This is a genomic window from Cereibacter johrii (genome assembly GCF_001720585.1).
Lineage (GTDB): Bacteria > Pseudomonadota > Alphaproteobacteria > Rhodobacterales > Rhodobacteraceae > Cereibacter_A > Cereibacter_A johrii.
Map to the genome: position 1 here is coordinate 15,550 of NZ_MABH01000242.1, position 26,453 is coordinate 42,002.

The 26,453-nt window shown below is 69.9% G+C and carries 23 protein-coding genes and 1 riboswitch; of the genes, 17 read left to right on the top strand and 6 right to left on the bottom strand.

The genetic code is table 11. The features are described 5' to 3' along the window. Positions 1-146 precede the first annotated feature (146 nt). Complete coding sequence (locus A9O63_RS20180; protein ID WP_069333495.1) at positions 147-3,326, top strand: DEAD/DEAH box helicase; 3,180 nt, start codon at positions 147-149, stop codon at positions 3,324-3,326. Between the two features lie 336 nt (positions 3,327-3,662). Here A9O63_RS20180 and A9O63_RS20185 read toward each other — a convergent pair whose 3' ends face one another. From A9O63_RS20185 to A9O63_RS20205, 5 genes are read right to left on the bottom strand one after another with little or no spacing between them, the layout of a single operon-like run. Beyond that, positions 3,663-4,652, bottom strand: coding sequence for a TRAP transporter substrate-binding protein (locus A9O63_RS20185; protein ID WP_069333496.1), 990 nt, complete (start codon positions 4,650-4,652; stop codon positions 3,663-3,665). A gap of 31 nt (positions 4,653-4,683) precedes the next feature. Continuing rightward, a complete protein-coding gene (locus tag A9O63_RS20190; RefSeq protein WP_069333497.1) occupies positions 4,684-5,976 on the bottom strand; it encodes a TRAP transporter large permease in 1,293 nt (430 codons plus the stop codon). A 7-nt stretch (positions 5,977-5,983) separates the two neighbouring features. Next, a complete protein-coding gene (locus tag A9O63_RS20195; RefSeq protein ID WP_011842436.1) occupies positions 5,984-6,481 on the bottom strand; it encodes a TRAP transporter small permease in 498 nt (165 codons plus the stop codon). Beyond that, a complete protein-coding gene (locus tag A9O63_RS20200) occupies positions 6,475-7,875 on the bottom strand; it encodes a mannitol dehydrogenase family protein (protein ID WP_069333498.1) in 1,401 nt (466 codons plus the stop codon). Before A9O63_RS20200 ends, A9O63_RS20195 begins: the two co-directional genes overlap by 7 nt. A gap of 4 nt (positions 7,876-7,879) precedes the next feature. After that, the gene (locus A9O63_RS20205; RefSeq protein WP_069333499.1) at positions 7,880-8,917 is read right to left on the bottom strand and encodes an L-idonate 5-dehydrogenase; all 1,038 of its coding nucleotides are present in this window, start codon (positions 8,915-8,917) and stop codon (positions 7,880-7,882) included. Between the two features lie 174 nt (positions 8,918-9,091). Here A9O63_RS20205 and A9O63_RS20210 point away from each other — a divergent pair, with 174 nt between their 5' ends. The 15 genes from A9O63_RS20210 (at position 9,092) to A9O63_RS20275 (ending at position 24,330) form a co-directional block, all read left to right on the top strand. Beyond that, entirely contained in the window at positions 9,092-9,934 is an 843-nt protein-coding gene (locus tag A9O63_RS20210) for a MurR/RpiR family transcriptional regulator (protein WP_069333500.1), read from the top strand. Positions 9,935-10,053: 119 nt separating this feature from the next. Then, complete coding sequence (locus A9O63_RS20215; protein ID WP_069333501.1) at positions 10,054-11,976, top strand: bifunctional 5-dehydro-2-deoxygluconokinase/5-dehydro-2-deoxyphosphogluconate aldolase; 1,923 nt, start codon at positions 10,054-10,056, stop codon at positions 11,974-11,976. Positions 11,977-12,445: 469 nt separating this feature from the next. Then, the gene (locus A9O63_RS20220) at positions 12,446-13,096 is read left to right on the top strand and encodes a TetR/AcrR family transcriptional regulator (RefSeq protein WP_069333502.1); all 651 of its coding nucleotides are present in this window, start codon (positions 12,446-12,448) and stop codon (positions 13,094-13,096) included. 59 nt (positions 13,097-13,155) lie between these two features. Beyond that, entirely contained in the window at positions 13,156-13,884 is a 729-nt protein-coding gene (locus A9O63_RS20225; protein WP_227471845.1) for an SDR family NAD(P)-dependent oxidoreductase, read from the top strand. Beyond that, positions 13,874-15,436, top strand: coding sequence for a class I adenylate-forming enzyme family protein (locus A9O63_RS20230; RefSeq protein ID WP_069333503.1), 1,563 nt, complete (start codon positions 13,874-13,876; stop codon positions 15,434-15,436). Before A9O63_RS20225 ends, A9O63_RS20230 begins: the two co-directional genes overlap by 11 nt. Before the next feature lie 91 nt (positions 15,437-15,527). Next, entirely contained in the window at positions 15,528-16,655 is a 1,128-nt protein-coding gene (locus tag A9O63_RS20235; protein WP_235837012.1) for an ABC transporter substrate-binding protein, read from the top strand. A gap of 23 nt (positions 16,656-16,678) precedes the next feature. Next, on the top strand, positions 16,679-17,548 hold the full coding sequence (locus A9O63_RS20240) for a branched-chain amino acid ABC transporter permease (protein ID WP_069333505.1): 870 nt from the start codon (positions 16,679-16,681) through the stop codon (positions 17,546-17,548). Continuing rightward, positions 17,548-18,543: a branched-chain amino acid ABC transporter permease gene (locus tag A9O63_RS20245; protein WP_069333506.1), complete on the top strand. Its 996-nt coding sequence runs from the start codon at positions 17,548-17,550 to the stop codon at positions 18,541-18,543. The genes A9O63_RS20240 and A9O63_RS20245 overlap by 1 nt, the downstream gene beginning before the upstream one ends. Next, positions 18,540-19,250 (top strand): ABC transporter ATP-binding protein, encoded by a 711-nt coding sequence (locus tag A9O63_RS20250; protein WP_069333507.1) that lies wholly within the window; start codon positions 18,540-18,542, stop codon positions 19,248-19,250. The genes A9O63_RS20245 and A9O63_RS20250 overlap by 4 nt, the downstream gene beginning before the upstream one ends. Beyond that, the gene (locus A9O63_RS20255) at positions 19,243-19,941 is read left to right on the top strand and encodes an ABC transporter ATP-binding protein (RefSeq protein WP_069333508.1); all 699 of its coding nucleotides are present in this window, start codon (positions 19,243-19,245) and stop codon (positions 19,939-19,941) included. The genes A9O63_RS20250 and A9O63_RS20255 overlap by 8 nt, the downstream gene beginning before the upstream one ends. 12 nt (positions 19,942-19,953) lie before the next feature. Then, positions 19,954-20,727, top strand: coding sequence for an enoyl-CoA hydratase-related protein (locus A9O63_RS20260; protein ID WP_069333509.1), 774 nt, complete (start codon positions 19,954-19,956; stop codon positions 20,725-20,727). Next, positions 20,727-21,440 carry an enoyl-CoA hydratase/isomerase family protein gene (locus A9O63_RS20265; protein ID WP_069333510.1) on the top strand — a complete coding sequence of 238 codons (714 nt, stop codon included), beginning with the start codon at positions 20,727-20,729 and terminating at the stop codon, positions 21,438-21,440. Before A9O63_RS20260 ends, A9O63_RS20265 begins: the two co-directional genes overlap by 1 nt. Positions 21,441-21,928: 488 nt before the next feature. Continuing rightward, positions 21,929-22,291 (top strand): hypothetical protein, encoded by a 363-nt coding sequence (locus A9O63_RS20270; protein WP_235837013.1) that lies wholly within the window; start codon positions 21,929-21,931, stop codon positions 22,289-22,291. Between the two features lie 104 nt (positions 22,292-22,395). Continuing rightward, positions 22,396-22,734: an alpha/beta hydrolase family protein gene (locus tag A9O63_RS23005; RefSeq protein WP_141703131.1), complete on the top strand. Its 339-nt coding sequence runs from the start codon at positions 22,396-22,398 to the stop codon at positions 22,732-22,734. A 198-nt stretch (positions 22,735-22,932) separates the two neighbouring features. Beyond that, the gene (locus A9O63_RS20275; protein WP_069333512.1) at positions 22,933-24,330 is read left to right on the top strand and encodes a PepSY-associated TM helix domain-containing protein; all 1,398 of its coding nucleotides are present in this window, start codon (positions 22,933-22,935) and stop codon (positions 24,328-24,330) included. A gap of 472 nt (positions 24,331-24,802) precedes the next feature. Here A9O63_RS20275 and catB read toward each other — a convergent pair whose 3' ends face one another. Beyond that, a complete protein-coding gene (catB, locus tag A9O63_RS20280; protein WP_069333513.1) occupies positions 24,803-25,435 on the bottom strand; it encodes a type B chloramphenicol O-acetyltransferase in 633 nt (210 codons plus the stop codon). 398 nt (positions 25,436-25,833) lie between these two features. Then, a riboswitch (cobalamin riboswitch) is annotated at positions 25,834-26,021 on the top strand. A 90-nt stretch (positions 26,022-26,111) separates the two neighbouring features. On the opposite strand from catB, the gene A9O63_RS20285 reads away from it, so the two are divergent. Continuing rightward, on the top strand, positions 26,112-26,453 hold a 342-nt coding region (locus tag A9O63_RS20285; protein WP_069333514.1), incomplete at its 3' end, for a cysteine-rich small domain-containing protein.

The following is a 26,453-nucleotide window of genomic DNA, read 5'->3' on the forward strand; positions in this document are numbered from 1 at the left end:
GCGCCCTTTCTCCACGCCCTTGCGGCAGGCCTCGCGCAGATGACCGTCGCGTCCTGAGGCCGCGTCCGCGAGCGCGGAACAAGCCGTCCGCTTCGTCATTGTCCCCCGCGCAACAGTGGCGCGGGTTGCCTGACAGGTAAAGGCTGATGGAACCACCGATCGGCCTCGAGGCCCTGCGGCTTCTGGATCTCGGCCTCTCGAAGGCAGCCCATCTTCACATCACCTCCGACGATGCGCGCGCGGAGGATCTCGTCCGCTTCCTCCGGGAGATCGCGCCCACGCTTCGGCCGGACGTCTTCCCGTGCTGGGACTGCCTTCCCTACGACGGCGCCTCGCCCACGCCCGATGCCATGGGACGTCGCATGGCCCTGCTCGATGCGGTGCGCGCGCGAGACGTCCGGCTCGTCATCGTGGGTCCGTCGGGTCTTCTGCAGCGGGTGCCGCCGGTCGAGGCGATGCGCCGCTTTGCGGTACGCGCTGGCGAGACGCTAGATCTCGGCGCCTTGCGCTCCTTCGCCGCCTGCGCGGGATATGTGGAGGATGACCGTATCGACGAGCCGGGCGAGATCGCGTTCCGCGCCGAGGTGGTCGAGGTCTTTGCGGCGGGCGCGGACCGGCCCGTGCGGATCGGCCTTCAGGGAGACCTCGTGACCGGGATCCGCCGCTACGATCCCGTGTCGCTGCGCTCGTTGGAGGACGTGCCCGGGATCGATCTGCTGCCCGTGACCGAACTGCCCGAAAGCGCCTTCGCCGAGGGGCTTCCGCCGCGGGGGGCCGAACATCTTCTGCCCCGGGCATGGCCCTCCCTCGCTGCGCTGCCGGACCATCTCGGGCAGGGCGGGATCTCCGTGACCCCCGGCGCGCTCGCGGCGCTCCGCCGGGCCCGCGCGCAGATCGAGGAAGCGCATCGCGACCGCGAGAGCCTTGGCGAGGGCGAGGCGCTGCCGCCCGAGGCGCTCTACCTCGGAGAGGAGGATCTGGCGGGGATCCTCGCGCAGGCCGAGACGCTCGATCTTTCGGGCTGGGAGCCCGTTCCCGCCTTCGCGGAAGACCGGCGACCGCGCGCGGCCCTCGCCCGCTTTGCGCGCAGCCAGACGGAGGAGGGGCGCCGGGTCGTTCTTCTTGCCGCGACCGCACGCGACCTTCGGGCGCTTGGGCGGGCCACCGGGGCGGCGGATCCAGCGCAGGACTGGCAGGAAGCGCGCGCCACGCCGGAGGATGTCCCCGCGTCGATCCTCTCCACTCTGACCCGCGGCTTCGTCGACCTTCCGGGGCGGACGGCCGTCGTCACGGCGCGGGATGTGCTGGGCAGCCGGGCCGCGGAAGATGCGGCCGTGTCGGCGGTATCCGCATGGCAGGTGGCGCCGGACGCCCTCGCCGAAGGGGACCTCGTCGTGCATGAGGACAGGGGGCTGGGGCGCCTCGAAGGCCTCGCGCCGCTGCCCGGCGCGGAGGGCCGCGAGGCGATCCGCATCGGCTATGCGGCGGACCAGCACCTCCTCGTGCCCGTCGAGGAGGCCGGCCGGATCTGGCGGTATGGCACCGGCGCCGACGTCACCCTCGATCGGCTCAACGGTGCGGCATGGACGAACCGGAAGAGAAAGCTCGACGAAGGGATCGCCGAGGCGGCGCGCGCGCTGGTGGCCGCGGCGAAGGAGCGGGCGGCCAGGTCCGCGCGGGCCTTCCGGCCGCCGTCCGACATCTACGAGCGCTTCGCCGGGCGCTTCCCCTTCGCCCTCTCTCCCGATCAGCGCCGCGCCATCGCCGAGGTTCTGGACGATCTCGTGGCAGAGCGGCCGATGAACCGGCTCGTCCTCGGCGATGTGGGGTTCGGGAAGACCGAGATCGCGCTCCGCGCGGCGGCCGCCGTGGCGCTCTCCGGCGCCCAGGTCGCGCTCGTGGCGCCGAGCACCGTCCTCGCCCGGCAGCATGCCGAGACCTTCCGCCGCCGGTTCGAGGGCTTCGGCATCACGGTGGCCCATCTCTCGCGCCTCGTGCCCGCCCGCGAGGCGAAGGCCGCGCGCGACGGGCTCCGCGACGGGTCGATCCGCATCGTCGTCGGCACCCATGCGCTGCTCGGCAAGGGCGTGGTCTTCGCCGATCTCGGCCTCCTGATCGTGGATGAGGAGCAACGGTTCGGTGCAGCCCACAAGGCGCGGCTCCGGGCGCTCGGCGCCGACCTGCATGTGCTGACGATGACGGCCACGCCGATCCCGCGGACGCTGCAGACGGCCCTCGTGGGCTTGCAGGACCTGAGCGAGATCGCGACGCCGCCCGCCCGGCGGCGGGCCGTGCGCACCCTGTCCGCCGAGGACGATGCGGCCGTCCTGCGGCAGGCGCTCCTGCGCGAGCGGCGGCGGGGTGGCCAGAGCTTCGTGATCGTGCCGCGCATCGCGGAGATCGATGCCACGGAGGCGCGCCTCCGCGACCTCCTGCCGGAGGCGCGGCTCCGCGTCGCGCATGGCGACCTCCCGCCGGAAGAGCTCGACCGCGCGATGGTGGAGTTCGCCGCCGGTCGGGGCGACATCCTTCTCGCCACGAGCATCGTCGAGACCGGGCTCGACGTTCCGCGCGCGAATACGATGATCGTCATGCATCCGCAGCTTTTCGGTCTTGCGCAGCTCCACCAGTTGCGCGGCCGCGTGGGTCGCGGGGCGCGGCAGGCCTATTGCTATCTGATGCACGGGCCGGGAGACGACCTTGACGAGGCGGCCCTGCGGCGGCTCGGCACGCTTCAGGCCTTCGACCGGCTGGGCGCGGGTGCGGCGATCGCCGCCGAAGACCTCGACCAGCGCGGAGCGGGAGAGCTGTTCGGAGAGCGGCAGTCGGGTCACGTCAGGCTCATCGGCCTGCCGCTCTACCAGCATCTCCTTGCGCAGGCGGTGCGCGCCGCCCGAGGCGAGCCGCCGACGGCCCGGCATGTCACCCTCGCGATGGACGGGGATGGGGCGCTGCCCGCCGACTACATTCCCGAGGCGGGCCTCCGTCTCGGCCTCTACCGCAGGCTTGCCCGGGCCGCCGACCCGCGCGAGGTCGCGCTTCTGGCCGACGAGATCGAGGATCGTTTCGGCCCGCCGCCGGCTGCGGCCGCGGGTCTCCTCGTCGCGGCAGAGATCCGGGCGCTGGCGCGGAGCCTGGGGATCGAGCGGGTCAGCGCGGGGCCGTCCGGCGTGGCGCTCGACCTGTCGCCGGACGCCTGTGCGGAGCGGTTCGCAGAGGATCTGCCCGAGGGCGTGGCGCTCGAGGGCCGGCGGCTCCTGCGGCAGGAGGAAGCGGACGGGGATGCCGCACGCCGGGCGCTGGATCTTCTGCGCGATCTCGGCTGAGCCGCAGGGGTGCAGCCTCCGCTCCGTCGCTCGTCCAGCCCTCGACGGTCGCGGCCCCTGTCCTGAAGGCGGCGGGGTCGGTCTCGTGCCGGATCATCGTGAGGAGGGGGAGCGGCTTCTCCGGCGGCGCGGAGCGCAGGCGGGAACGCGCGGGGAAAAGGGGATGAGGGGAGGATCGGCCCCGGCGGGGGCAAAGCCGCTTGCCGGCCGCGGCGAGACGTCTGACCGCCCTCAGGGGCAGGGGCAGGGGCAGGGGCAGGGGCAGGTCCGGCCGCTCGGACCCGGGGTGGTGGGGGAGCAGACCGGCCGGGGGCCGGTCCGCTCCGTGTGTCAGGCTTACTTTCCGGTGGCCTTGATGATCTCGATGGCCTGCGTGACCCATTCCTCGCCGCCGATCTGGTCGTAGAACTCAGGCCAGAGGGCTGCGGCGGCCGCCTCCCACTTCTCCTCGTCCTTCGGCGCGCCGTGGAGGGTCATGCCGTTCTTGACCAGCTCGGCCTTCGACTGTTCGGTGAGCTCGGCCGACACCTGCCGCCCGTAATCCACCGCCTCACGGCCGGCGCGCAGCAGCGCCTGCTGGATATCCTCGGGATACTTCTGGAAGGCGCGCTCGCTGATCAAAAGCGGGCCGGTCCACATCATGTAGTGGATCTCGGTGATGTCGCTCTGGACCTCGAAGAAGCGCGAGGAGATGGCCGTGGTGTAGGGGTTCTCCTGACCGTCGATGACGCGCTGCTGCAGCGCCGGGAAGACCTCGGCCCAGTCCATCGGCAAGGGCTCGATCCCCCAGGCGCGGAAGGTCTTGATCGCGATGTCGTTGGGCGACACACGGATCTTGAGGCCCTTCAGATCATCGAGCGTGGTCACGGGCCTGTTGGTGGTCAGGACCCGGAAGCCCTTCTCCATCAGCCCGAGCGCGCGCACGCCCGCCTCCTTGGTCAGGCGCTCGTTCAGCGGATCGATCAGCGCGTCCATCGCCTTGTGCGCCTGCTCGGTCGAGGTATAGGCGTAAGGCAGCATCAGCACGCCGGCCGAAGGCGCGAGCGGCACGAGATTGCCGGTATAGAGGATCTCGGCCTCGATGGAGCCCATCCGCAGCGCCTGCGCCACCTCGGTCTCGGTGCCCAGCGAGTTGCTCGGGAAGATCTGAACCTCGGCCTTTCCGTCGGTATATTCCTTCACCAGCTCCTGGAACTTCACCGCTGTCAGGTGGGTCGGATTGCTCTCGTTGTCGCCGTGCGACAGCCGGATGGTGTAATCCTGCGCGAAGGCGGCAGGCGCCATCATCAGGCACAGGGCCGAGGCCACCAGTGTTTTCTTCAGCATGTTTTCCTCCTCTGGATTGGGTTGCGCGCGGTCACTGCACGAGGCCCATGAGCCGGGGCAGGAACAGCGACAGCTGCGGGATGAAGGTCACGAGGAGCAGCACCACGATCTCGGCGGCGATCAGCGGCAGCGCCGCCTTGCTCACGCGCTCGACCGTCTCGTTGCTGATCTCGCTCGCGACGAACAGGTTCACCCCGAGCGGCGGCGTCGAATAGCCGATCTCGCAGGCGATGACGAACATGATCCCGAACTGGATCGGATCGATCCCGGCGCTGACCGCCACGGGCAGCAGCAGCGGCGTCAGGATGATGAGCTGGGTCAGGGTCTCCATCCACATGCCGACGAAGATCAGCAGCGCGATGATGAGCAGGACCAGCACCACCGGATCCTCGAAGGTGGCGATCATGAAGGCGGAGAATTCCTGCGGCACCTGGAAGATCGTGAGCACGCGGCCCAGAAGGCGGCCGCTGACCAGCACGAACAGCACGACCCCGGTCAGGCGCACCGCATAGGACATCGAGTCGATGAAGCCGGGCAGGGTGATCGTGCGATAGATGAAGATGCCGACGAAGAGCGCATAGAGCACGGCCACGACGGAGGCCTCGGTCACCGTGAAGATGCCGGTATAGATGCCGCCGAGGATGATGACCGGGGCGAGCAGCGCCCAGCGGGCCTCCCATGCGGCGGCGCCGATCCGTTTCAGGCTGCGGCCTTCGGGGTTGGCCACCGCATAGCCGCGCCGGGCCGAGATGTAGCGCGACACGGCCGTGAGGGCCACGGCCAGCATCAGCCCCGGGATCACGCCCGCGATGAAGAGGCCGGTGATCGAGACCTCGGCGGTGATGCCGTAGATGATCATCGGGATCGAGGGCGGGATGACGACGCCGATGCCGCCCGCATTCGAGGTGATCGCGGCGGCGAAGGACTTGTGGTAGCCCTCCTTGATCATGGTGGGGATCATGATCGACCCGATCGCCGCCGCCGTCGCGGGGCCCGAGCCCGAGATCGCGGCGAAGAAGGTGCAGGCGACGATGGTCACGCTCGCCAGCCCCCCGGGCGATCTGCCCACGAGCGTCCGCGAGAAGGCGATCAGCCGTTGCGTGAGGCCGCCCTTCTCCATCAGGACGCCCGCCAGAACGAACATCGGCACGGCGATGATGAGGAAGTCGTTGACCGCCGAATAGGCCGCCTGAACCACATAGGAGAGCGGGATCCCGGCCACGATCATCCCCGCCACCGCGGCGAGCCCGATCGACACGGCGACCGGCACGCCCAGGATCAGGAACAGGAGGAAGGCCAGCGTCAGAATAATGGGTGCGCTCATCGGGCCCTCACTCGTCCATGCGGGTGTCGATGACACCCTCGTCGTTTTTCCAGCGCCGGATCATGACCTGGATGACCCGGAAGCTGAGCAGCAGGAACCCGAGGGGCACGATCATCTGGACCCAGGCGATGTTGATGCCCGTCGTCTGCGAGACCATCGGGAATTCGAACATGTCGGCGATGTAGATCGTGCCGAACCAGATCACGAGCGCGTTGAAGCCGAGCCAGATCAGGTCGGCCACGGTCAGAAGGATCTTCTGCGCGCGCGGGGGCAGGAAGGCGATCTGCACCGAGACGCGGATGTGGCGGTCCTTCTCGGCCGCGACGGCAAAGCCGAAATAGACCGCCCAGACGAAGGCGAAGCGCGACACTTCCTCGATCCAGGCGAAGGACCAGCCGAGGACGTAGCGGCCGATCACCTGCATGCTGAGAAGCACCAGCACGAGCGTCATGAGGAGGACGCCCAGCCACTCCTCGGGGGAGCGACCCCTGATCATAGTCAACATAGTTCCTCCTCCGCCTCCGCATGGTTCAGCGAGGCCAGAATGATGTCGCGTGGCTTGCGGGTCTCCAGCGCGGCGCAGAGCGCGACCAGCCGGCGGCGGAACAGCTCGTTCTGCCGCAGCGGGCCCTCGAACAGGTCGAGCCGCAGATAGCCCGCCACCAGCGCCGACGGGTCGCCGCCTGCGGCAAGGTCGATGTCCCGGAAGACGGGCGCCAGCGGATCCTCGACCGGGATCGGCCGCCCCGCCGCATCCCGGCCGGTGTTGTAGCGCATCCAGGCCGCGATGGTCAGGGCATAGAGCCTGGCCTCGGGCCCTTCCAGATGGTGCTCCGCCGCCTCGACGATCCGCTGCCCCAGCTTGAACGAGCTGTCGGTGCCGATCTGGGTGAGGGGGTGGCGGATATGGGGGTTGCGAAGCCGCTCCATCGTGGCCCGGCAATAGGCCGCCAGATCCTCGCCGGGCGGGCAGGCGAGCGTCCGGGCCTGGGCCGCGCAGAACCGCTCGAGCCAGGCGCCCATCACCGGGTCCGAGGCCGCGTCGAAGCTGGTGGCGAAGCCCGAGAGCGCGCCCAGATGGGCGATGGCCGTCTGCGCCCCGTTGAGGATCCGGTGTTTCATCCGCTCGTAGGGCGCGACATCGGCCACGATCTGCACCCCCACCTTGTCCAGCGGAGGGATCGGCAGGGCGAAGCGATCCTCGATCACCCACTGACCGAAGGGCTCGGCCACGACGCCGAGCGCATCCGGCGCCCCGGCCAGCGCGGCGATGCTCTCCGCCGCGGCGGCATCCACGCGCGGCACGATGCGGTCCACCATCGACACGGGGAAGGTCACGTTCGCGGCCATCCAGTCGAGGAGATCCGGGAAGGCCTCGGCCACATAGGCCGTGAGGACAGCTTCCAGAAGCCGTCCGTTGACCGGGATATTGTCGCAGCTTGCCAGCGTGATCCCCGGCAGCCCGGCCGCGCGGCGGCGCACCAGCGCAAGGGCCAGCCAGCCGAGCGCCGTGCGCGGATGCTGCGGATCGGCCAGATCCTGCGCCACCGCGGCCGGATCGAGCCGGTCCGTGCCCGGAACATGGCAGTAGCCCTTCTCGGTCAGGGTCATGGTGACCAGCCGCAGCGCCGGATCGCAGAGCATGTCGGGGTGGGGCCGGTCCAGAACCTCGCGGATCGCCGTGATCCGCAGCAGGTCCTCGCGCGTCTGGTCGCGCAGGAGGACATGATAGACGCCGCCCTGCGCGGCATGGGCCGCGCCGATCAGCGGCGGGAACAGGCAGATGTCGCGGATCCCCGCCTCGGGATGGCCCGCGCGGATCAGCGCCTCGGCATAGACCGCCTGATGCGCGCGATGGAAAGCCCCGGGGCTCAGATGCAGGATCGTGGGTGAAGTCATGGGGTCAGCTCCCGAAGCTCAACAGGACCTTGACGTTGTGCGTCCGGTCGGCGGCGGCGGCGAAGGCCTCTTCGGCCGCCTCCATGCCGAAGCGCGCGGTCACGAAGGGCGCGAGATCCACCGCGCCGGTCGAGATCTGCCGCACCGCCTCGTCGAATTCGCCGAGGAAGCGGTAGGCACCGATCAGCGCGGCCTCGCGGATCAGGAGGCCGGCCAGAGAGAGCCTGGCCTCGGGGGGCAGGAAGCCCACCTGCACGATGCGGCCGCGCGGGCGGATGCAGCGGATCGCCATGTCGAGCGCCGCCGACACGCCCGAGGCCTCGAGCACCACATCGACCTCGCCGATGGCGGCCTCGGCGGCACGGGTGGCCTCGGGATCGCCCACCAGATGCGTCTCGGCGCCTGTCACCGCACGGACGCGGGCCAGCGCAGGCTCGGCAATGTCGGTCACGATCAGCCGGCCCGCGCCCGCCTGCCGTGCGGCCACGGCCACCAGACTGCCGATGGTGCCCGCACCCGTCACCAGCACCGACGCGCCCGGCGCGATCTGGGCCAGCGCCACCGCATGAAGCGCCACCGCATAGGGCTCGCTCAGCGCGGCGAGGGCCAGATCGACCGTTTCGGGCAGGGCCACGCATTGCGAGGCCTGCACCACCGGACGCTCGGCAAACCCGCCGTGGGTATGGGGGAAATGCGCGGCGCTGCCCATGAAGCGCATGGAGCGGCAGAGGTGCGTGAGCCCCGCTCGGCACTGGTCGCAGGTGCCGCAGGGCCGCGAGGGATTGACCGCCACGGCCATCCCCGGCTCGAGCCCCTCGACGCCCGGACCCACCTCGCGGATCCGGCCGCTGAACTCGTGGCCGAGGATCATCGGCTCGCGCAGGATCGAGTTCGCCACCCGCCCATGCTGGAAATAATGCAGGTCCGAGCCGCAGATCCCACCCCAGGCGAGATCGAGGCGGACCTCTCCCGCCCGCAGCGCGGGCTCGGCCCACGGCTCTATGCTCAGATCCCTTGCGGCACGGATGACACAAGCGCGCATGGCGATTCCCCTCCCGGATCCCCCTCGTCCCGTCAGGTAGATAGAATGAATGTTCCATTTCTTTCAAGAAGAAAATATACATTGCATCCGAGGGGCCGGACCCGCGCCCCGCTGGTCAGCTTCGGGCTCTGGCGGTAGGCTCCCGCGCAAGACAGGACAGGGACAGACATTGCGATGAGCGTCAGGGACGACCGCCCCACCAGCTACGACGACCTCTGCACGCGGCTCGCAGCCGACCTCGAGACGATGCCCAAGCGCCTCGCCCAGACCGCGAGCTATCTCGTCGCCCATCCCGATGAGGTGGCCTTCGGCACCACGGCCAGCATCGCCGAGGGGGCGGGCGTGCAGCCTTCGACGCTGATCCGCTTTGCCAAGGCCAACGGGTTCGAGGGCTTCAGCGACCTGCAACTGCTGTTCCGCGAGCGGCTGCGCGACAGGAACCAGTCCTACGACAGCAGGCTCGCCACCCTCGGGCAGGATGCGGATCAGGTGCCCTCGCGCGCGGTGCTGAACGGCTTCATCGCGGCCGGACAGGAATCGCTTGCGTGGCTGCAGCGCGACATGGATCTCGACCAGTTCGACGCGGCGGCGGCCTTGCTGGCGCGGGCGGGGACCGTCTATCTGGTCGCGCGCCGCCGCGCCTTCCCGCCGCTGATCCAGCTGCGCTATGCCCTGGCCAAGCTCGGCATCCGCAGCGAGATCTGCGGCTCGGTCAACGGGATCGACAACGACCTTCTGGCCTTCGCAGGGCCCGGAGATGCCGCGATCCTCATCAGCTTCGCCCCCTACACCGCCCAGACCATCGAGGCGGCCGAGCAGCTGCGCGCGCAGGAGGTGCCCATCGTGGCCATCACCGACTCGCGCCTGTCACCGCTCTGCACCGGGGCCGCGGCCCGGCTCCTGCTGGCCGAGGCGGATTATGCGGGCTTTCGCACCTCGACCGCGGCCATGACGCTCGTCATGGCGCTGAGCGTCGCCACGGCAGAACATCGCCGTCTCGGCCGGAGCGGAGCCTGACGGGCGATATGGAATGAACGTTCCGTGTTGACATTTTTTTAGAACCATAGTTTCACATCGACCGTTCCCTGCCGCGGATGCGGGCGGGGAGGGCTTCGGCGATGGGGAGACGCGTGGGCATGGGCAAGACGCTGGATGTGATCACGATCGGGCGCAGCTCGGTCGATCTCTACGGGACGCAGATCGGCGGCAGGCTCGAGGACATGGGCTCCTTCGCCAAATATATCGGCGGATCGCCCACCAACATCGCCTGCGGCACCGCCCGTCTGGGACTGAAGACGGCCGTCATCACCCGCGTCGGTGACGAGCATATGGGCCGCTTCATCCGCGAGCAGCTGGTGCGCGAGGGGGTGGATGTCCGCGGTGTGGCGACCGACCCGGACCGGCTGACCGCGCTCGTCCTGCTCGGCATCCGCGACGAGGCGAGCTTTCCGCTGATCTTCTACCGCGAGAATTGCGCCGACATGGCCCTCTCGGAGGAGGATATCGACGAGGATTTCATCGCCGAGGCGCGCGCCGTGCTTGCCACCGGCACCCATCTGAGCCATCCGCGCACCGAGGCCGCCGTGCTCAAGGCGCTGACGCTCGCGCGCCTGCACGGGGCGAAGACCGCGCTCGACATCGATTATCGCCCGAACCTCTGGGGGGTCGCGGGGCACGGCGACGGCGAGAGCCGCTTCGTCGAAAGCGGCAAGGTCACGACCAAGCTGCAGGGCACGCTCCATCTCTTCGACCTGATCGTGGGCACCGAGGAGGAGTTCCACATCGCGGGCGGCACGACGGACACGCTGGCCGCGCTGCGCGCGGTGCGGGCGGTGTCGGAGGCCACGCTGGTCTGCAAGCGGGGCGCGAAGGGGGCGGTGGCCTTCGAGGGCGCGATCCCGGACAGTCTCGACGAGGGCCAGACCGGCCCCGGCTTTCCCATCGAGGTCTTCAACGTGCTGGGCGCCGGCGACGGCTTCTTCTCGGGGCTGCTCAAGGGCTGGCTCGAGGGCGCCGACTGGCCGACCGCGCTCAAATATGCCAATGCCTGCGGCGCCTTCGCGGTCAGCCGGCATGGCTGCACCCCGGCCTATCCGAGCCTTGCCGAGATGGAGTTCTTCCTCGAGCGCGGCGTGATCCGACCGGATCTGCGCAATGACGAGGCGCTCGAGCAGATCCATTGGGCCACCAACCGGCAGGGCCGGATGGGCGGCGACTGGTCGACGATGCGCGTCTTCGCCTTCGATCACCGGATCCAGCTGGAGCAGATGGCGGGCTATACGCCGGCCAGGGGAGGCGCCTTCAAGGAGCTCTGCCTGAAGGCCGCGCTGAAGGTGGCCCGTGGCCGGCCGGGCTACGGCATCCTCTGCGACAACCGGATCGGGCGCGCGGCGCTCCATGCGGCCAGCGGCACGGGCCTCTGGATCGGGCGCCCCTGCGAATGGCCCGGCTCGCGGCCCCTGCAGCTCGAGCCCGAGCTCGGCCCCGACTGCGGCGGGCTGCAGGAATGGGCGCGCGAGAATGTGGTGAAGGTGCTGTGCTTCTGCCACCCGGACGACGATGCCGAAACGCGCCGCGATCAGGAGGCCACGGTGAAGCGCCTCTTCACCGCTGCCCGGCGCAACGGGCTCGAGTTCCTGCTGGAGGTCATCCCCTCCAAGGTGGCGCCGGTCGATGACGGGACGACGGCGACGCTGATCGGGCAGTTCTATGCCGCGGGCATCTATCCCGACTGGTGGAAGCTCGAACCGATGGTCACGCGCACGGCCTGGGCGAATGCGATTGCGGCCATCGAGGCGCACGACCGCCATACCCGCGGCATCGTGGTTCTGGGGCTCGATGCGTCCGAGGCGGACCTCGCCGCCAGTTTCGAGGTCGCGGCAGAGTTCGATCTGGTGCGGGGCTTCGCCATCGGGCGCACGATCTTCGGCGAGGTCGCGCAGGGCTGGCTTGCCGGCACCATCGACGATGCGGAGGCCACCGACCGGATGGCCGAACGCTACGCGCGCCTCTGCGCCATCTGGGACCGCGCCCGGGAGACGGCCCGCCGCGCCCTCTGATCGGGATCGGCCCCCTCAGCCTGTTCCGCGGCGGCCGCTTTTCCTGACACCGCCTGCGGGCCGGGCCGAGGCCGCTCCCGCAGCCGCCAGCCGGGCCCGGCCGAGAAACCGGGCCCTCGCCCCGCCGCCCCCAAGGCCTGCAATTCGACCGAGTTCGCCGGCACCCCGCTCCGCCGGAGGAGCAGACGCCCCATGACGATCCGCGCGCCCGGATCGCTGGCTCGGGAGATTGCCATGCTTCCCGAGTCATCTCCGGTTCGAACCGGATCGTCAGCGGGCCACGGCGCTTGAGCGCATGGCATCGGGCCGGTGCCACATTGCCGGCAAGGCGGTGAGCCTGCTCATGCAGTCCGGCTAATGCACTGAATGCAAGGGATTCATCTCTGGCGGACCTCGAGCCGCAAGCCCTTCCAACAATTCCGTTGACTATGTTACCGACCGGTAAGTAAGGTGAGGGCAGGAGACAGAGATGACCCGCAAGACCGCCACCATCAAGGAGATGCCGAAACCCGCCAATGGCGGCGAGCGTGCGGACGAGGTGCGGCGCGTGATCTATGAGCGCGCTCTCGCGCTCTTCGAGACCAAGGGCTTTGCGGGCACGTCGATGAACGAGATCGCGAGCGCCTGCGGCGTCAGCAAGCCCGCGATCTACCACTATTTCCGCAACAAGTCGCACCTGCTCGAGACGCTCTACGCGGACATCACGCGCAACTTCTTCGACGCGATCCAGAACATCGCCTTCGACACCGGCGGCCCCGAGGAACGGCTCCGCCGCCTCATCCGCTACCAGTCGCTCTACAACATCAGCCACCGCCGCTTCCTGACGGTCTTCTGGCGCGAGCGCCATGTGATCGAGCAGGAGGACCGCCGCAGTCTGGCCGAACGCGAGCGCGAATTCGAGGGCTGGGTGCGCAAGATCCTCGTGGACGGCTGCGCAGCAGGCATCTTCCGCGAAGTCGAGGTGGATGTGGCGACCTTCGGAATCCTCGGGATGCTCTCGGCCGTCCACCGCTGGTCGCCCTATGTGGGCCAGTCTCCGGAAACGGTGGCCGAGACGCTGTCGGACATGATCGTGCGCGGGCTCCTGCGGGAGCCCGGCGGGGGGGCCTCCGTGCCCTGAGCGCAGTTCGGGCCGGAGGATGCGGGGCGGCATCGGCCGGATCAGACCATATCGGGAGGATGAACGTGTCAGGCGACTATCTGGACGGCAAGGTGGTGCTCGTCACCGGCGGGGCCAGCGGCATCGGCCGCAGCGTGGCGGAGGTCTGTGTCGAACTGGGCGCGCGGACCGCGATCTGCGATCTCGTCCCGGGCGAGGCACCGGAGGGGCAGGTTGCGCTGAACTGCGACGTGACCGACCCGGCCGCGGTCGAGCGGGCCTTCGCCGCGGCGCGCGAGGCCTTCGGGCGGGTCGATGCGGTGGTCAATTGCGCGGGCGTCTGGCGGCCGCGCAGCGACGGGCCGATCACCGCCGTCTCGGACGAGACCTGGGACAGGATCATCGCCGTCAATCTCACCGGCACCTTCAACGTCTGCCGCGAGGCGGTGCGCGTGATGGAGGCGCAGGGCCACGGCAGCATCGTGACCATCGCCTCTGTCGTGGCGATCACCGGCTGGGAGAAGCTGAACGCCTATTCCGCCTCGAAGGGCGGGGTGCTCTCGCTCAGCCGGGCGCTCGCCATTGAATGCGGGCCCAAGAACATCCGCGTGAACTGCATCTGCCCGGGCGTGATCGAGACGCCGATGACCGAGAAGGTGCTGGCCTATTCGCAGCCCGACGTGCTGCCCATCGGGCGCCTCGGCCATCCGCGCGACATCGCCCATACCGCGGCCTTCCTCTGCTCGGACCGGTCCGGCTTCACCACCGCCGCCACCGTCGTCGTCGACGGAGGCTTCAGTGCAGCCTGACCGCGGGGGGCTCCCGTTCCTTCTGGGGGATGTGGTGGCGGACAACCTGCGCTGGGCGCCCGACAGCGCCGCGCTGATCTTCCGCGGCCGCACCCGGAGCTGGGCCGAGTTCGCGGCCGACATGGCGCGCATCCAGCAGGGTCTTGCGGCGCAGGGCGTGCGCCGGGGCAGCCGGGTGGCGGTGCTCGACCGCAACTCCGACGATTACGTCCTGCTCGGCTATGCGCTGGCCGGCATGGGCGCGGTGCTTGCCCCGGTCAACATGTGGCTGCGTCCGGCCGAGCTGGGTTACATCCTCGGCAACTGTCAGCCGCTCCTCCTCGTGACGAGCGCGGAGTTCCTCGGGGCCGCCCGCGAGGCCATTGCGCCGCTCGCCGACCCTCCGGCGCTGGTCCTGCGCGGGGAGGAGGCGCCCGGCACGATCCCCTGGGCCGAGATCGCGGCCGGCGGAGGCCGCGCGCCCGTCTCGCGCCCTGAAAGCTGGGACGACCCCCACCTCGTGCTCTATACGTCGGGGACGACCGGGCGGCCCAAGGGCGCGCTGATCTCGCACCGGCGCACGGTGCTCGACGCGCTGGCCGCGCTGCCCGTCTTCGGCATCGGCCAGCACGAGCGGTTCTTCTGCTACATGCCCCTCTTTCACACCGGCGCCTGGGATTACCTGAAGCTTTATTTCATGCGCCGCGGTGCCGCCGTGATCGCCGAGCGGTTCGAGGCCGACGCGGCCGTGGCCGAGATCGAGGCGCACCGCTGCAACGGCATGTTCGGCGTGCCGCTGGTCCTGCGCCAGATGGTCGAGTCGCAGGCCTGGGCCACCTCCGACATGTCCTCGATGCGCCTCATCGCCTATGCGAACTACGATCCGTCGGCGCTGATCCTGCGCATCGTCGAGGCCTTCCGCGAACGTGGGGCGGAGGGGCTGCGCATCGCCAATGCCTACGGGCTCACCGAGGGCGGCCCCTACATCTGCATCAACCGGCCCGAGACGGCGATGGGCAAGCCGCTCTCCATCGGCCAGCCGGTGCCGGGGGTGCAGGTGGCGCTGCTCGACGAGGATCTGCGCGAGGTGCCTCGGGGCGCGCTGGGCGAGATCTGCGTGCGGGGGCCCGCGCTCATGAGCGGCTATCTGAACCGCCCCGAGGCCACGGCCGAGGCTTTCGCCGGGGGCTGGCTGCACACGGGCGATCTGGGCCGGGTGGATGAGGAGGGCTTCGTCCATCTCGTCGACCGCAAGAAGGACATGATCCGCACCGGCGGCGAGAATGTCTTCGCCAAGGAGGTGGAGCAGATCCTCGTGACCCATCCCGCCATCCGCGACTGCGCGGTGGTGGGGCTGCCCGACGACGATTACGGCGAGCGGGTGGTGGCGGTGGTGGTGGCCGAACCGGGCACCGATCTGGCCGAGGCGGAGGTGAGGCGCTTCGTCCGCGACCGGCTCGCGGGGTTCAAGGCGCCCCGGCAGGTGATCTTCGTGCGCGAGCTGCCGAAGACGCCGGCCGGCAAGATCAAGAAGCACGAAGTCAGAAAAGCGATCGCTGCCGAGCGCGCGTAGAGGCGCCGGCAGTCCACGGACGGAAGACATCGACCAAGGGAGGAAGACCATGAAGCCATTTTCTGGCATTGGCGCCGCATGCGCCCTTGCAATGCTCGCGACGCCCCTCTGGGCGGACGAGATCGTGGTGGGCGACCTGCATCCCATCACCGGGCCTGCGAATTTCTACGGCCTGCCCGAGAGCCGGGCGATCCAGCTCGCGGTCGAGGAGATCAATGCCGCGGGCGGTCTCTCCGTGGGGGGCGAAAGTCACACCTTCCGCATCCAGACCGAGGATACGCAGGCCAACCCCACCGTCGGGGTCTCGGCGCTGAAGAAGCTCGTCTCGTCGGACGTGCGCTTCGTGATCGGCCCGCTCTCGAGCGGCGTGGGGCCCGCGCTCTTTCCGATCATCGACCGGTCGGACGCGATCACCCAGATCATCGACGGCACCATCGCCGAGGGCGTCACCAACGGGCGCAACATCTTCCGCAATCAGGCGACCGTCAGCCAGTACGACGTCTCGGTCGTCGCTCTCTTCAAGGCCAAGGGCTACGGCTCGGTCACGATGATGACCGACCGTTTCCACGCGGGCTTCGTGGGCACCCAGCCCGCGCTCGCCGCGAGCCTGAAGGAGCTCGGGGCCGAGATCGCGGGCGAGGAGGGCTACAAGCTCGGCGACACCGACTTCTCGGCCACGCTGACCCGCGTGGCGAGCCGCAACCCCGACGTGCTCCTGATCCGCGGCTATCCGGCCGAGGGCGCGCTCATCACCAAGCAGGCCCGCCAGCTCGGCTTCGAGGGGCAGGTCGTCTGGGAGATGGTCTCGCCGCCCTCGACGGTGCTGAAGAACATCTCGGCGGCCGAGATGGAGGGGGTCTACAACTGCATCCCCGCCACGACCGAGGATTACATCGCGCTCGGCAACGAGAAGGCCATCGCGCTGGAAGAGGCCTACCGCGCCCGCTTCAACGAGCCCGCGGGCGAGCTGAGCGTGCTCAGCTACGATGCGGTCCACATCCTCAAGGCCGCCATCGAGAAGGCGGGCAGTCTCGAGAATGCGGCGGTGAATGCGGCGCTGGCCGACCTGACCGTCGAGGAGGTGCCGCAGCTCATCTCGGACTATGTGCCGGGCGAGGGCGGGCAGCTCTTCGACGACAAGGGCCAGGTGACGCTCCGCAGCGCCGTCAGCGTCTGGCAGGGCGAGGGCTGGCATCCCGCCACCGACGTGATCCGCTGAGCGGACGAGAGGGAGGACGCACCATGATCGACCTCTTCGTCCAGCAACTGGTCAACGGGCTTGCGCTGGGCAGCACCTATGCCCTCGTGGCCCTCGGCCTCACGCTGATCTTCGGAGTGCTGCTGATCCCGAACTTTGCCCATGGCGAGTTCTACATGCTGGGGGCGTTCCTCACCTATGCGATGGTGCTGGCCGGGATGAACTTCTGGCTGGCCATGGCGCTCGCCGTGGGCGCCGTGATCCTGCTCGGCTGTCTCGTGGACCGGCTGGCCTTCAAGCCGGTCGAGCAGGCCCCGCCGCTCAGCATGATGATCTCGGCGCTGGCCGCTTCGATCATCCTGCAGCAGAGCGCGATGCTGATCTGGGGCGGCGAGGCGCGCACCATTCCCGCTCCGGTCACGGGGGTGCTGCGCACGCCCTTCTTCATCGTCACCTGGATGCAGCTCATCGTGATGGCGAGCCTCCTGCTCGCCGCGGCGGGGGTCTGGCTCGTGCTCAACCGCTTGCGGCTGGGGCTGGCCATCCGGGCGGTGGCGCAGAACCGCGACGCGGCGCTCCTGATGGGGATCAGCATGTTTCAGGTGCGGCTTGCGACCTTCGCCATCGGCGCGGCGCTGGGCGCCATCGCGGGCGCGCTTCTGGGCGCCACCTTTCCGATCTATCCGACCATGGGCGTCAACCCGGTGCTCAAGGCCTTCGTCGTGCTGGTCCTCGGCGGCATCGGCAGCCTGCCGGGCGCGGTCTTCGGCGGGCTCTTCCTCGGCGTCGTCGAGGTGATGGTGGCGGGCTACATCTCGTCCGAACTGTCCGACATCGGCGCCTTCGCCATCCTCGTCGCCGTCTTGCTGCTGCGGCCGCAGGGCTTCTTCGGCCAAGCACAGGTGGAACGCTGATGCCCCGGACCGATCTCCTCCGCGTGACGGTCGCGGCCGTCGCCCTCTTCCTCGTCGCGGCCACGCTCGCGCTCCGACTGGATGACTATCTGCTCTATGTCGTGACGCTGGGCGCCATCTTCGCCACGCTGGCCGTCTCCTTCGACGTGCTTCTGGGCTACACGGGCTATCTCTCGCTCGCCCATGGCGCGCTCTTCGGCGTGGGCGCCTATGCCTGCGGGATCCTGACCGCGCATCACGGCTGGCCCTTCTGGGCGGCGCTGCCCGCCGCGGGCCTCGTCGCCGGAGCGGCGGGCGCGGTGATCGCGCTGCTCGCCTTCCGCACCCGCGGCCTTTACTTCGCGGTCCTCACCCTCGGGATCGGCCTCATCGGCCACCAGCTGTTCCTGGTTCTGGCAGGCCTCACCGGCGGCGTGGGCGGCTTCGTGGGCATCCCCAGCCCGGGGCGCCCCGACTGGGTGCCGCTCGACCAGAACGGCTGGAACGCCCTGCTCGCCCTCGCGCTGCTTCTTGCGACCTTCCTCGCCGCGCAGCTCTTCGTGCGCTCGCGGCTCGGGGCCGCCTGCCTCGCGGTGCGCGAGGATCTGACCCTGGCCCAGGCGCTCGGCATCCGCGTGGGCCAGGCGCGTCTCGCGGCCTTCGTCTTCAGCGCCATCTTCACGGGCTTCGCCGGTGCGCTCTTCGCCGCCATCTCGAATTTCGTGGCGCCCGAAAGCTTCACCGTGCTCGGCGCAGGCTTCCAGCTCGTGGCGCTGGTGGTTGTGGGGGGCATGGGCACGCTCTGGGGCCCGATCCTCGGCGCGGCGCTCCTGACCGCGCTGCCCGAGGCGCTGCGCGTGGCGTCGGGCTACAGCCTGATGGCCTACGGCGTCCTGCTCCTCGTCTTCGTCATCTTCGCGCCGCGGGGCCTTGCGAGCCTCGCCACCGCCGGTCTCGCCCGGCTGAGGACCGGGGCCGGCTTCCGCGCCGCACCGGCCGGGGAGCGGCGGCCATGAGCCTTCTGGAACTCGAGAAGCTGGGCGTGCGCTTCGGCGGGCTCGTGGCGGTGCAGGACGTGTCGCTCGCGGTCGAGGAGGGCCAGATCTACGGCCTCCTCGGGCCCAACGGGGCGGGCAAGACCACGCTCGTCAACATGATCTCCGGGCTGATCCGGCCCACATCGGGCAGCCTGCGCTTCGCGGGCGAGGCCGGAGGGCCCTGGCCCATCGCGGATGCGGTCTCGCGCGGGATCGTGCGCACCTTCCAGCAGACGCGCGCCTTCCTCGGCCTCAGCGTGCGCGAGAACCTCCGGATCGCGGCCGCCGCCTCGGGCCGGGCCGCGGATGCGGCCGAGCTGATCGAGGCCTTCGGGCTCGGCCCCGTCCTCGACCGGCCGGCGGGCGACCTGCCCTATGCCACGCTCCGCCACCTCGGCATTGCGCTCGCCCTCACGCTGAAGCCGCGGCTTCTCCTGCTCGACGAGCCCGCGGTGGGCCTGACGGGCGGCGAGGTCGACCGGCTGGCCCGGCTGATCCGGGACTGGAACCTCCGCGGCGTCACCGTGCTGCTGATCGAGCACAATGTGCGCTTCCTCATGTCGCTCGCCGACAGGGTGGCGGTGCTCGACCGCGGGCGGCTCCTGTTCGAGGGCACGGCCGCCGACTGCCAGCGCAACCCCGAGGTCATCGACGTCTATCTCGGCCGGAGGAAAGAGGATGCTTGAGGTCTGCGACCTGCGCGCCGGCTATGGCCGGATGGAGGTGCTGCACGGGGTGAGCGTCTCGGCGGTCTCCGGGAGACCCACGGTGGTGATGGGGGCGAACGGCGTGGGCAAGACCACGCTCTGCCGCGCGATCACCGGACTTATCCCGCTCCGCTCCGGCGCGATCCTGCTCGACGGCGAGGATATCTCGCGCTGCGATCCGGCCGAGCGGGTGCGCCGCGGCGTGGCCCTCGTGCCCGAGGGGCGGCAGGTCTTCCCCGAGATGACCGTGCGCGAGAACCTGCGCCTCGGCGCCTATGTCCATGGCGAGCCGACCGCGGCCCAGTTCGACGACGTGGCCGAGCTCTTCCCGATCCTCGCCGAGCGGCAGGGCCAGATGGCGGGGCTCCTGTCGGGGGGCGAGCAGCAGATGCTCGCCCTGGCGCGGGCGCTGATGGCGCGGCCCCGCGTCCTCCTGCTCGACGAGCCGAGCCAGGGGCTCGCACCCAAGGCGGTGGCCCAGGTGGGCCAGGCCGTCACGAGGATCGCCAGCCGCGGCGTGGCCGTGCTGCTGGTCGAACAGAACCTGACGCTGGCCGAGATGATCGCGCGCCATGCCGTCGTTCTCGAAAGCGGCGCTGTCGCCGCCGAGGGGCCTGCGGACGAGCTGCTCTCGTCCGGGGCCGTCGAAGCCAGCTATCTGGGACATTGAGGAGGAAGATCCGTGGACTATGAAAACAGGTTCGTGAAGGTCTCGGTCGACCGCGGGCTCGCGGTCGTGACGCTCGACCGGCCGCCGGCGAATGCCGTAAGCCTCGAGGTCTATGACGAGATCCGCCGCACCTTCCACCGGCTGGGCGAGGATCCCGCCATGCGTGTGGCGGTGCTGACCGGCGCGGGCAAGGTCTTCTGCGGCGGCAACGACGTGAACGACTTCGTCGATCTCGAATTCGACCGGGCCACCGAATATCTGGCCCATGTCCGGCTGACCTTCAACGCGCTCTACGATTGCCCGATCCCGGTCGTGGGCGCCATCAACGGCGCGGCCGTGGGCACGGGGATCGTGCTGGCCTCGCTCTGCGACATCCGCATCGCGTCCGAACGCGCGGTCTTCGCTCTGCCCGAGATCGATGTGGGCGTGCTCGGCGGCTCGCGCCATGTCATGCGGCTCGCGGGGCAGGGGATGACGCGCTGGATGATGTATACCGGCCGCCGCGTCCGCGCCGACGAGGCCCTGCGCGCCCGCATCGTCGATGAGGTCGTGCCGCCCGAGGAGGTGATGCCGCGCGCCATGGCCATCGCCGAGGAGATCGCCTCGAAGAGCCCGCCCGCCATCCGCCTCGCCAAGCTGGGGCTGAACCGGACGGAGGACATGAACATGAAGGAGGGCTACGAGTTCGAATGCACCCTCACCGCCGCGGTGCGCCGGACGCCCGAGGCGCGCGAGGGGGCGATGGCCTTCCTCGAGAAGCGCCAGCCCTCCTACGCGGCGCGCTGATGTTCGGGGTCGAGCGCTCGGGCGAGGTCGCGCTGATCCGGCTGGACAATCCGCCGGTCAATGCGGTGAGCTTCGCCCACTGGCGGCTGCTGCCCGGGATCCTGGCCGGGCTCGAGCGGGACGGCGCGGGGGCGGTGGTCTTCACGGGCCAGCCCGGGCGCCACTTCTGCGGCGGCAACGACTTCCGCGAGTTCGCGCGCCTCTCGCCCGGGGAGACGCTGGCCGGCACCGCGGCCGTCCGCGACGGGTTGCGCGCGGTGCGCGAGAGCCCGATCCCCGCCCTGGCCGCGATCCACGGGGCGGCGATGGGCTCGGGCTTCATGCTGGCCTGCGCCTGCGACATCCGCCTCGCCACCCCCGACGCGAAGCTGGGCCTGCCCGAGGTGAAGGTGGGGGCGATCGGCGGTTACCGGATCGCCTCCGAGGTGCTGGGGCAGGGAGAGGCCCGGCGGATGGTGCTGACCGGCGACCCGATCTCGGGCGCGCGGGCTCATCAGATCGGTCTGGTGCAGGAGCTGGCCGAGGACGGCGCTGCCGTGCTGCAGCGCGCGCTGGAGATGGGCGCGGGCATCGCGGCTCTGGTGCGGGGCCGCCTGCGCGAGGGGCTGAAGCCCTGCATGAACGCTCAGGACGAGGGCGACCTCTGGCCGGCCTACGACCTCGAGCGGGAGCTGGCCGCGCGCGTGATGGGGCAGGCCGCTCTGCAAGACTGACCCCCGCGCAGGATGGCTCGCCCCGGTCGCAGGCAGGCGGGAACCGGCACCGGCCCTGCATCGGGCCGGGCCCTTTCCCAAGCCCTGCCGGAAGGCCTCACGATCTTCCGGCAGGGCCCGGGCATCGCCGCCCGCAACCGTTGACCCTATCGCATCGGGCGTCGCTGACGCCGGACGCACGGGGCCCGACCGAGCCGTGGGGGAGGGCCTCGAGACTCCGGCACCTCGTCCGAAAGCGGACCTCTCCGCTGCCTCGAGGCTTCGCTTGCGCTCTCGTCGGGGGGCGCGGGCGCCGACAGCCACCGGCAACGGCGGTGGCGCCCGCTCCTCCCTTCGGAAGGCGCGCCCGGCCTCGGGCCGTTTCGGGTTCCGCCAAGGCGGGTCGATGGGCTGCCGGTTGCACGTCTGCCTGACCGGCCCGCCGGGCCGGGGCGCGCTGCTCGTCGCGACGCGGCCGTCTGAAAATGATGTTACAAGATGAACCATTGATGTATCAGGCAGTCATGGGTGCGCTTTCGCGACATATCGTGACCATGCTGTTTGCCGTCCTGCTTCTGGCGGTGGGCAGCGTTGCGTCTGCCCGGATGATGGCGCCCGATGAACATTCGCTCCTCCGTGCCGAGGTCGCGGCGCTGGGCCTGTCTCTCGACGCCATCTGCGGGGATGCGCCCCAGCACGAGCATCGCTGCCCCTTCTGCCATTTGACACCGGATACGCCCTCGCCCGCGCCTGTGGGCATCTGGCGCGTTTTCTGCCCGAGCGCCGGATGGAAGGAGAGCGCCGATCTCTACCGCGCCGCGCAGGCCCGAGATCACTCTCATGCCCCACGAGGCCCACCCGAACTGAGCTGAAGCGGTCATGCCGGGCGAGCTGCGTCTCGTCCGGACGTCCTTTCTGTCCCAGGTCCGCGGCGTGACACCGTCCGCTGACGTGACTTGCTCATGTCGGAACCCTCATGAACGACCCCTTGAGAATGGCCGGGCGTCCGCCCGCCAGCCCATCCCCGTGCGCCAGACCTGCTCTCGCCGGGGAGGTTTCCCTTCGCGGCCCCGTCATCATCCTCTCCGATGCGCCGGATGACAGCCTGCGCCTCCGCGTGGTGTGGCGGCAGGCGGGCGTTCCGGCAGAGCTGCATGTCCTTGCCGACGGGGGGCATGGCTTCCGCCTGACCCCCGAGGGAAAGGCAGGCGATCGCCGGTTCGAAGACCTCGCGGGGCGGCTGGAGACGCGTGGCCCGAACGGTGCCGAACGCGGCTTTCCCGCCGCGGCGGATCGTGGCGGGAGCCGCCAATGAGCGGGAGGCCCTCGAGCGGCTTGTCCCTGCCCGCCAGCGCAGCCCTGCCTTGCGACCGAACCCGGGGCGCCACCGTCTGAGGCGGCGGAACGGCAGGCCTGCCTGTTCCGCGCCGAGGCGCCCCCCGACCTTTCCCGATCATGTGCCGCCCCCTGATCCGGGCCGCGCACGACCAGCTTTCATGAGGATACCGACCAGATGACGACCGAAGCCACCCATCCGCAGAGCGAGACATCGCGCTCGCACAGGAACAAGCTCTATTTTGCCGCATGGCGGTGGCATTTCTATGCCGGGCTTTTCGTCGTGCCCTTCCTGCTGATCCTCGCCGTGACCGGCGCGATCATGATGATCTCGACCGCGACATCGAACCAGCTCGGGACTGTCGCAGACGTCGCGATCACGGGCGCCGCGATCCCCGTGACCGCTCAGGCCGAAGCCGCGCTCGCTGCGGTCCCCGGCGGGATCCTGAACCAGTATGTCGCTCCCGAAGCGCCGGGCCGGCCCGCCTTCTTCGCCATCGAGCAGGGCCATGCCGTCATGTCCGTCGCGGTGGATCCCTACAGCGGCGCGGTTCTGAACAGTCAGGACAAGACCACGACGCTCTATGCCATCGCCAACCGCATCCACGGAACCCTCCTGATCGGAGATACCGGCGACCGGATCATGGAGACCGCGGCCTCGCTGACCCTTCTCCTGATCGTCACCGGGCTCTGGATGTGGCTGCCCCAGGCAGGCATCCGCGCCCTCGTCCCGGACCTCCGGGCGCGGGGGCGGAGCCTGCTCAAGTCCCTGCACGCCAGCGTGGGGACCGCGATCTCGCTCTTCCTTCTGCTGTTCGTCCTGTCCGGCCTGTCCTGGACCGGGATCTGGGGAGCGCAGTTCGTGCAGCCCTGGTCGTCCTTTCCGGCCGAGATCTCCTGGACCGGCATTCCCCTCTCCGACCGGACCCATGCCTCGATGAACCATGCGGGTCATCAGGACGTGGCATGGGGCATGGAGCAGGTGCCGATGCCCGCCTCGGGCAGCCATGCCGGTGCCGTCGGCGTGGCCGACAGGGTTACGCTCGATACGGTCAGCGCCTGGGCCGACCGGAACGGGTTCTCGGGCCAGTACAGGATCTCCGTTCCGCAGGATGAAACCGGCGTCTTCACGGTCATGGCGGAGGTCCGCAACGAAGATGGCGTGATGCCATGGGCAGACCGGACGACGCATCTCGATCGGCTGACCGGGAACGTGCTGGCGGATGTCCGTTATGCGGATTATTCGCCGATGGCCAAGGCCATGGCCTGGGGGATCGGTCTCCACAAGGGACTGGTGGGGCCGTTGAATTTCGTCTTCAACCTCCTGTTCCTGCTTCTGGTCATCGCGACCTGCGTGACGGGGATCGCCATGTGGTGGAAGCGTCGTCCTTCGGGGGCCGGCAGGCTGGCCGCGCCGCCCGTGCCGCGCGACATGCCTCTGTGGAAAGGCGCGGTGCTGGTCGCCCTCGCGCTTGCGATGGCCTTTCCGATGGCCGGTGTCGCCCTGCTCGGGGTGATGGCCCTCGACGTGCTGCTGCTCTCGAAGGTTCCTGCGCTGAAGCGCCTGCTGAACTGACTCCGCTGCCCCGGGCCGCCGGTGCTGCGGCCCGGGGCAAGCGCTGCGCGCCGGCGAACACCAAGCGGGAAAGGGGGGCCGCGCCTCATGGAGATCGCCATCGGGCGGTGTCGGAGAGCTATGGGCCGCAGCCACCGGCCGATGCGCTCGAACCGGGCGCCCGGTCGGACACGAACGAACCCACCTCCCGAAGACCGGCGGGACGGTCCGTTCACCCGGTCCGGGACGGAGACGCCGAAGGACCGAAAGCGGCTGCCCGGTCCCATCGCGGCCCGGGCGGTGTGCCTCGGGGAGATCGGGCGGCGGCTCGGGGCCGTTGGAGGCGCCCCTGACAGCGCCCGGTCCCATCGCTGCCGGGGCGGCGTGCCTTGGGGGAGATCGGGCGGCGGCTCGGGGCCGCTGAAGGCGCCCCCCTGACAACGCCCGGTGCAAGGGAGCCCGCCCCGGCCCAAGGGGCGGGCCTTGCCGGTCGTCAAGACCGGATGCTGCGCACCCAATGGGCATGGAGCTGCCCTACATCCCCCGCCGTCATCAGGCTCATGGCCTTGCGCAGCGCCTCCTCCGGCCAGTCCCACCAGCGCATCTCGAGGAGCAGCCGGATCTCCTCCTCCTCGAACCTGTGGCGGATGACCCGCGCCGGATTGCCCGCGACGATGGCATAGGGCGGGACGTCGCGCGTGACGACGGCGCGGGTGCCCACGACCGCCCCATCGCCGACCCTCACTCCGGGCAGGATCACCGCCTCCGCGCCGATCCAGACGTCGTTCCCGATGATCGTGTCCCCGGCGGGATGATAGCCGTTCCTGGCCCCGGCGAAGGCCGGCACCTCCTGCATCCAGAAGAAGGGGAAGGTGCTGATCCAGTCCGCCCGGTGCCCCTGATTGCCGGCCATGATGAAGGCGGCTCCCGATCCGATGGAGCAGAAGCTGCCGATGACAAGACGATCCACGCCCTCGTCCGGCAGCAGATAGCGGGCACAGTCGTCGAAACCGTGGCCGTGGTAATAGCCCGAGTAATAGCTGTAGCGCCCGACGAGGATGTTCGGGTTCGTGACCTGTTTGTCGAGCGTCACGCCCCGAAAGGGGCTGTCGAAGTGGTTCTGCATGTCAAACCTCTGAATGTCTGGGAAGGTCCGCCCACAAGCGGAAGCGGTGCGACGGCCGATGCCATCGCACGATCGCCCCGAGCGCGCGCCCGGAGCCCTATTCAGAAGGTTCGGTCTGCAGACTTCATCGGTTGCAAGGGTCCTCTGTCCCGGCCCCAGAAATAGCGGATCGGCCGCACCGCGCAAGAGCGTCTCCGGTTGGTCCGAGACGTGTCGCACCGGAAGGGCCCGCGGCTTTCTCCCTCGCGACGGGGCCGACAGAGCCGCCCGGCTCGATCCGCGACACATCGGAGGTCCGGCCGCTCTGCCGGCTTACAGGTCGCCCCGCCGGACGTTGCCGGCTGTCAACTGCGGCGCGAGGGCACCGCGGCTCCGGTTGACAGGGCCGGCGCCGCGCCGCATCGTCGGCGGGCCCTGGTTCCCGCGGTGATCCCGCGGGCGAAGAGGGAAGCCGGTGCAAGTCCGGCGCTGCCCCCGCAACTGTGAGCGGCGAGCCATCTGCCATGCCACTGGCCCTCCGGGCCGGGAAGGGGCAGCCGGCGTCCGAGCCGCGAGCCAGGAGACCTGCCGGGCCTTGACGACCATCCCGGGCGGCGGGCCCGGAGGCATGGGCCCGTGCCTCCGCGCCGGGATCAGCCACCTTCCGCCTTCCGGTCAAAGGACCGAAGGAGTGGCCATGGAGCCGAAAGACACCACCCTCAACGAGGCCTTCAAGGGCTTCACCAACCGCGACTGTCCCTTCCTGCCCTGTCATCCGGGCGTGAAGCGCGCGTTCAACTGCCTGTTCTGCTACTGCCCGCTGATCGCCTATGAATGCCCCGGGCCCTACCAGACCTACACCGACCGCAACGGGCTGGTGCGCAAGGACTGCTCGTCCTGCACGCTGCCGCACGACGGCTATCTGCAGTCGTGGAACTTCATCCAGAAGTGGCTGGAATATCCGCAGCCCTGGTCGGGCCGGCCGCAGACCGACCCGCCGACGCCGCGCCCCCGCCCGGCCGACGGTGCCGCCGAGGCC

Coding starts and splice junctions, on each gene's coding strand:
- A9O63_RS20180 (WP_069333495.1), top strand. CDS start 147: ATGGAACCACCGATCGGCCTCGAGGCCCTGCGGCTTCTGGATCTCGGC.
- A9O63_RS20185 (WP_069333496.1), bottom strand. CDS start 4,652: ATGCTGAAGAAAACACTGGTGGCCTCGGCCCTGTGCCTGATGATGGCG.
- A9O63_RS20190 (WP_069333497.1), bottom strand. CDS start 5,976: ATGAGCGCACCCATTATTCTGACGCTGGCCTTCCTCCTGTTCCTGATC.
- A9O63_RS20195 (WP_011842436.1), bottom strand. CDS start 6,481: ATGTTGACTATGATCAGGGGTCGCTCCCCCGAGGAGTGGCTGGGCGTC.
- A9O63_RS20200 (WP_069333498.1), bottom strand. CDS start 7,875: ATGACTTCACCCACGATCCTGCATCTGAGCCCCGGGGCTTTCCATCGC.
- A9O63_RS20205 (WP_069333499.1), bottom strand. CDS start 8,917: ATGCGCGCTTGTGTCATCCGTGCCGCAAGGGATCTGAGCATAGAGCCG.
- A9O63_RS20210 (WP_069333500.1), top strand. CDS start 9,092: ATGAGCGTCAGGGACGACCGCCCCACCAGCTACGACGACCTCTGCACG.
- A9O63_RS20215 (WP_069333501.1), top strand. CDS start 10,054: ATGGGCAAGACGCTGGATGTGATCACGATCGGGCGCAGCTCGGTCGAT.
- A9O63_RS20220 (WP_069333502.1), top strand. CDS start 12,446: ATGACCCGCAAGACCGCCACCATCAAGGAGATGCCGAAACCCGCCAAT.
- A9O63_RS20225 (WP_227471845.1), top strand. CDS start 13,156: ATGAACGTGTCAGGCGACTATCTGGACGGCAAGGTGGTGCTCGTCACC.
- A9O63_RS20235 (WP_235837012.1), top strand. CDS start 15,528: ATGCTCGCGACGCCCCTCTGGGCGGACGAGATCGTGGTGGGCGACCTG.
- A9O63_RS20240 (WP_069333505.1), top strand. CDS start 16,679: ATGATCGACCTCTTCGTCCAGCAACTGGTCAACGGGCTTGCGCTGGGC.
- A9O63_RS20245 (WP_069333506.1), top strand. CDS start 17,548: ATGCCCCGGACCGATCTCCTCCGCGTGACGGTCGCGGCCGTCGCCCTC.
- A9O63_RS20250 (WP_069333507.1), top strand. CDS start 18,540: ATGAGCCTTCTGGAACTCGAGAAGCTGGGCGTGCGCTTCGGCGGGCTC.
- A9O63_RS20255 (WP_069333508.1), top strand. CDS start 19,243: ATGCTTGAGGTCTGCGACCTGCGCGCCGGCTATGGCCGGATGGAGGTG.
- A9O63_RS20265 (WP_069333510.1), top strand. CDS start 20,727: ATGTTCGGGGTCGAGCGCTCGGGCGAGGTCGCGCTGATCCGGCTGGAC.
- A9O63_RS20270 (WP_235837013.1), top strand. CDS start 21,929: ATGTATCAGGCAGTCATGGGTGCGCTTTCGCGACATATCGTGACCATG.
- A9O63_RS23005 (WP_141703131.1), top strand. CDS start 22,396: ATGAACGACCCCTTGAGAATGGCCGGGCGTCCGCCCGCCAGCCCATCC.
- A9O63_RS20275 (WP_069333512.1), top strand. CDS start 22,933: ATGACGACCGAAGCCACCCATCCGCAGAGCGAGACATCGCGCTCGCAC.
- catB (WP_069333513.1), bottom strand. CDS start 25,435: ATGCAGAACCACTTCGACAGCCCCTTTCGGGGCGTGACGCTCGACAAA.